Genomic DNA, 5105 nt, shown 5'->3' with positions numbered 1-5105 from the left:
CGATCGGGGGAGGATTGGCACCGCCGCCGGGGCTTCAATGCTCCGGAGCCGCCGTCCGCGGCCGTGAGGGTCGTTTCGCCATGCGTATCATTTCCGGGCTGGCCGCCGTCGTCGTCGCCTTGATGGCGGGGGGCAGCGCATCGGCGGCCACCGTCTATGCCGACCAGGGTGCGTTCCAGGCCGCCCTCAGCGGGTCTTACACCCTGGTCAACTTCGACACGCTGGGCGGTTTCGCCGCGGGATACCGGCTGGACGACGTGGCGCCAGCCGCGGCGCTGGCGGGCCTGGGCGTCGATTCCGTCGGCCTCAACGCGCAGGTGGCGGGCGGCAACGATTTCCAGACCCCTACGGCGCGCGATCGCATCATCCTGAACGGCGCGGCGTTCGGCGGCCACATCGCCTTCGACTTCGCCACGGCGGTGAACGGCGTGGGCGCGTTCTCCAACAACATCGACTTTGGCCGCGTCCGCCTGTTCAGCGGGACGGGCCTCAGCGGGACCTTCCTCGGCGAGGCCCAGTTCGGCCCCGGCGCGTTCGGCGGCCTCACCAGCGCGGTGGGCGCCCGCTCGGCGCAGTTCACCTGCGACTTCAACAGCGATAACGCCTGCGGGGTCTATGACCTGCAGTTCGGCACGTTCGCCGCGGACGCGGTGCCCGAGCCCGCGACCTGGGCGCTGGCGATCATAGGGTTCGGCGCGGTCGGCGCCCGGCTCAGGCGCCGGCCGCGGGACCGTTCGTTCGCGACGGCGTAGCCGCGGGACGCGGCGGCGGATCAGGCCTTACCGGTCGGCGGTTCGTTGAAGCCGGGCTCGGAGGGCTCGGCGACGTCGTAGTCGCGCTCCCAGCCCTCGTTCTGGATCACCAGGGTCTGGATAGCGACGGCGTTACCGTTGGCGTCCAGGTCGGGCAGGGCCTCGAAGGACGAGGGCCAGCAGCGGAAGAGCTTGTAGGCCATCACCAGTTGCCCGGCCTCGTTGTGCAGCTCGAGCACCAGGTCCTTGCGGAAGTCCTTGAGCGAGACCTCCGAGCCGGCGCCGCCGCCCAGGTTCCACACCTTGTTGGCCCAGCGCTCGAACTCCAGGTCGTGGGTGACGCCGCGCTCCAGGGTGATGGGCTCGAAGTGGGTGCGGCCGGGCGACTTGTGGACGCTGGAGGGATCGCCGCCCTCCCGGTGCTCCACCACCTCGGTGGTGCGGCGCAGGGCGCTGACCTTGGAGATCCCGGCCACCACCTTGCCGTCCCAACGCACGCGGAACTTGAAGCTCTTGTAGGGATCGACGCGGTTCGCGTTGACGCTGAACTGAGCCATGGGTTGAAGCCCCCGCAACCGAAAGACGCAGGCGCAATCAGGCGCCGCGCCGGAAGCGGGTGTCAACTCGTCTGTCGCGCCTGTTGCTAGGCGGCGGCCTGGGTGCGGCCGGAGTCGGCGTCCTTCGACAGGAAGGTGAGCAGCGGCGCGGCCCACTTCTCGGCGTCGGCGCGGGTGAACACGCCGCCGGCATGGGCGCACTTGGAAAGGTGGCGGTAGAACTCCGAGGCCGCCAGGGTCAGCTTGAAGTCCGTGGCGATGGACTGGATGGCGTTGGCCTGAGTGACCATGGCGCGCATCGCCTGTTCCGGATCGGTCTCCGAGGCGGCCACCGCGGCGCGGACGATCTTCAGCGCCTGGTTGATCTTCTGCTGGTAGGGGGTCTCGGAGCCGTCGGTCCGGCGCTTCAGCGGCCCGGCGTATTCGCCCGAGTTGAACCGGCGGCGGTCGGGGCCGATGTAGGCGATGCCCTCCACCCAGTCACGGTCGCGGAGCGTCACGGCCTCGAGGCGACGGACCAGGTCCTTCATCGAATAGGGCTTGCGCAGGAACTCGTGCACGCCGGCGTCGCGTGCGGCCAGGATGGCCCCGGCGGTCGCCGCCCCGGTCACCGTGATCACCGGGACCTGGCGGCAGGCCCAGTGGCTGCGGCGCACGGCGCGGGTGAAGGCCAGACCGTCCAGGTCCTCGTGGCCCAGTTCCACCACGATCAGCTGCGGATCGCAGGTTTCGGCGATCTTCATCGCCCGATCCATGTTGGGCGCGACCCAGACGTGGCTGCGCGCGATGTCGCGCATCAGCTCGGTGAGCAGGCGCGCGCTGGCCGGCTGCGGATCGGCGATGAGCACCCGCTTCAGCTTGGGCGCCATCTTATCCATTGAACGTTTGTCGCCGTCGAACAAGGGCTTCTTCCCGAGCGTGTCGAGGCCAAGCTACGCCGCAACGGTAAAGAACGCCTTTCCGTCCGCACCACCCGCAGAACGAGAGGATGCGAAAGGGTCCTAGTCCTGGAACGGGTCGCGCATGAGGATGGTGTCGTCGCGCTCGGGGCTGGTGGAGAGCAGGGCCACCGGGGCGCCGATAAGTTCCTCGATCCGGCGGACGTACTTGACGGCGCTGGCCGGCAGGTCCTTCCAGGTGCGAGCGCCCTGGGTGGTCCCGCTCCAGCCTTCCATTTCCTCGTAGACGGGGGTCAGCGCGGCCTGCGCCTTCAGGCCGGCGGGCAGGTAGCCGATGTCCTGGCCGTCCAACCTGTAGCCGGTGCAGATCTTCAGGGACGGCAACCCGTCCAGCACGTCCAACTTAGTCAGGGCGATGCCGGCAATGCCGTTCAGCGCCACCGACTGGCGCACCAGGGCTGCGTCGAACCAGCCGCAGCGACGCGAGCGGCCGGTGACGGTGCCGACCTCGCGGCCCACGACGCCGAGGTGCTTGCCGACCTCGTCGAAGAGCTCGGTGGGGAACGGCCCTTCGCCGACGCGGGTGGTGTAGGCCTTGACGATGCCTAGCACATAGCCCGGCCCCTTGGGTCCCAGGCCGGAGCCGGCCGCCGCCTGGCCGGCCACGGTGTTGGAGGATGTCACATAGGGGTAGGTGCCGTGGTCGACGTCCAGCAGCGCGCCCTGGGCGCCCTCGAACAGCACCCGCTTTCCGGCCTTCACCTGCTCGCCCAGCAGGAGCCAGGCGGGCTGGGCGTAGGGCAGGATCTGCGGCGCCATCGCCAGGAGTTCGGCCAGCAGGGTCGCAGGATCGGCCTCCGGCAGGCCGAGACCGCGACGCAGCGGGGCGTGGTGGGCCAGGAGCCGGTCGATCTTGGCTTCCAGCGCCTCGCGGTCGGCCAGGTCGGCGACGCGGATGGCGCGTCGGCCCACCTTGTCCTCATAGGCCGGCCCGATGCCGCGGCCGGTGGTGCCGATCTTGTTCGTGGCCGCCGCCTCTCGGGCCTGGTCCAGGTCGCGGTGGATCGGCAGGATCAGGCAGGCGTTGTCGGCCAGCACCAGCATCCCGGGGTCGATCGGAACGCCCTGGCCGCGCAGGGTCTCGATCTCGCCGATCAGATGCCAGGGGTCGACGACGACGCCGTTGCCGATGATCGACAGCTTGCCCTGGACCACGCCGGAGGGAAGGAGCGACAGCTTGTAGACCTGGTTGCCGACCACCAGGGTGTGGCCGGCGTTGTGGCCCCCTTGGAAGCGGACGACGACGTCGGCGCGATTGCTGAGCCAGTCGACAAGCTTGCCCTTGCCCTCGTCGCCCCACTGGGCGCCGATCACGGTCACATTGGCCATTGCAGATACAGGTCCCCGACCTGCCGGGAGGACGCGGCCCGGCCCTTCGACAGGTGCTCGGCGGGGCGCGGAAGCTGATTGCGGCGCCGGTCTAGACGAAGTGGCCCTCGCCCTCAAGGCCTCTCGCTTGCTATCTGCGGATCATGGACATCCCGCGCTTCCATCTGGCGTTCCCGGTCCGCGACCTGGGCGAGGCGCGCGCCTTCTACGGCGGCCTGCTGGGCTGTCCGGAAGGGCGGTCCAGCGACGCGTGGGTCGACTTCGACTTCCACGGCCACCAGATCGTGGCGCACCTGGCGCCGGGTGAGGCGGGGCGCGGATCGACAAGCCCGGTGGACGGCCACGACGTGCCGGTGCGCCACTTCGGGTTGCTCATGGACCTGCCCGCGTGGGAGGCGCTGGCCGCGCGGCTGAAGGCGGCTGGGACGGACTTCGTCATCGAACCGCACATCCGCTTTGCGGGAGAGCCCGGCGAGCAGGCGACGATGTTCCTCCTGGACCCCAGCGGCAACGCGCTGGAGTTCAAGGCCTTCGCCGACGACGCCATGGTGTTTGCGAGATGACCGAGTTCGCTTGCACCCTCGCCGACATCGAGGCCGCCGCGGCGCGCATCGCCGGCGTCGCCGTGGAGACGCCGCTGCTGGAGAGCGCCGCGCTGAGCGAACGGCTGAGCGCGCGGGTGCTGATCAAGCCGGAGACCCTTCAGCGGGTCGGGGCGTTCAAGTTCCGCGGCGCCTACAACCGCCTGGTCCAGATGACGCCGCAGGAGCGCGCCAGGGGCGTCGTGGCGTTCTCGTCCGGCAACCACGCCCAGGGCGTGGCGCTGGCGGCCAAACTGCTGGGCATTCCGGCGCTGATCGTCATGCCGTCCGACGCGCCGAGGGTGAAGGCTGAAGCCACCGCAGGATACGGCGCCGAGATCAGGTTCTACGACCGCCTGACCGAGAGCCGCGAGCAGATCGCCGCCGCCATCGCCGCAGAGCGCGGATCGGTGGTCGTACCCGCCTTCGACGATCCGCACGTGATCGCCGGCCAGGGGACCGTCGGGCTGGAGCTGGTGCGGCAGGCGCAAGCGCTGGGCGTGACCCTTGGCGCGGTGATCGCCCCCTGCAGCGGCGGGGGCCTGCTCTCCGGCATCGCCACGGCGGTGAAGGCGCTTTCACCCACGACGGCCATCCTGGGCGCCGAGCCGCAGTTCTACAACGACACCCTCCTATCGCTGCAGAAGGGTGCGCGTACGGCTGTGGAGCCGACGCGCCGAACGCTCTGCGACGCCCTGGAGACCCCCTGCCCCGGCGCGCTCACCTTCCCGATCCTACAGCGTACCGTGGCCGACATCGGCGTGGTCACCGACGCCGAGGTGGCGGAGGCGATGCGCTATGCCTTCTCGGTGCTGAAGCTGGTGGTGGAGCCAGGCGGTTGCGCGGCGCTGGCGGCGCTGTTGGCGGGCAAGGTCGACACGTTCGGGGCGCGGACCATCGCCGTGGTGCTGTCCGGCGGCAATGTGG

The 5105-nt window shown here is 70.1% G+C and carries 6 protein-coding genes; 3 read left to right on the top strand and 3 right to left on the bottom strand.

Annotated elements, in window-relative coordinates:
• Positions 1 to 752, top strand: a 752-nt coding sequence (locus tag QZV94_RS23045; RefSeq protein WP_293682500.1) for a PEPxxWA-CTERM sorting domain-containing protein, incomplete at its 5' end; no start/stop codon positions are given.
• Between the two features lie 20 nt (positions 753 to 772).
• Here QZV94_RS23045 and QZV94_RS23040 read toward each other — a convergent pair.
• The 3 genes from QZV94_RS23040 to QZV94_RS23030 form a co-directional block, all read right to left on the bottom strand.
• Positions 773 to 1309 (bottom strand): phage tail protein, encoded by a 537-nt coding sequence (locus QZV94_RS23040; protein ID WP_293682498.1) that lies wholly within the window; start codon positions 1307 to 1309, stop codon positions 773 to 775.
• Positions 1310 to 1395: 86 nt separating this feature from the next.
• Positions 1396 to 2187 carry a response regulator gene (locus tag QZV94_RS23035; protein WP_293682496.1) on the bottom strand — a complete coding sequence of 264 codons (792 nt, stop codon included), beginning with the start codon at positions 2185 to 2187 and terminating at the stop codon, positions 1396 to 1398.
• A gap of 123 nt (positions 2188 to 2310) precedes the next feature.
• Complete coding sequence (locus QZV94_RS23030) at positions 2311 to 3597, bottom strand: adenylosuccinate synthase (protein ID WP_293682494.1); 1287 nt, start codon at positions 3595 to 3597, stop codon at positions 2311 to 2313.
• A 143-nt stretch (positions 3598 to 3740) separates the two neighbouring features.
• Between QZV94_RS23030 and QZV94_RS23025 the strand changes: the two genes are divergently transcribed.
• On the top strand, positions 3741 to 4160 hold the full coding sequence (locus QZV94_RS23025) for a VOC family protein (protein ID WP_293682492.1): 420 nt from the start codon (positions 3741 to 3743) through the stop codon (positions 4158 to 4160).
• Positions 4157 to 5105 (top strand): threonine/serine dehydratase (locus QZV94_RS23020; RefSeq protein WP_293682490.1); only part of this gene is annotated, 949 nt, incomplete at its 3' end. The genes QZV94_RS23025 and QZV94_RS23020, both read left to right, overlap by 4 nt.

This window comes from uncultured Phenylobacterium sp., from assembly GCF_902826855.1.
Taxonomy (GTDB): Bacteria; Pseudomonadota; Alphaproteobacteria; order Caulobacterales; family Caulobacteraceae; genus Phenylobacterium.
The sequence above is the reverse complement of the archived record's forward strand: the minus strand, read 5'-3'. Positions and strand labels throughout refer to the sequence as shown.

Excerpts from the sequence above, each read along its gene's own strand:
- QZV94_RS23025 (WP_293682492.1), top strand. The coding sequence starts at position 3,741 with ATGGACATCCCGCGCTTCCATCTGGCGTTCCCGGTCCGCGACCTGGGC.
- QZV94_RS23030 (WP_293682494.1), bottom strand. The coding sequence starts at position 3,597 with ATGGCCAATGTGACCGTGATCGGCGCCCAGTGGGGCGACGAGGGCAAG.
- QZV94_RS23040 (WP_293682498.1), bottom strand. The coding sequence starts at position 1,309 with ATGGCTCAGTTCAGCGTCAACGCGAACCGCGTCGATCCCTACAAGAGC.
- QZV94_RS23035 (WP_293682496.1), bottom strand. The coding sequence starts at position 2,187 with ATGGATAAGATGGCGCCCAAGCTGAAGCGGGTGCTCATCGCCGATCCG.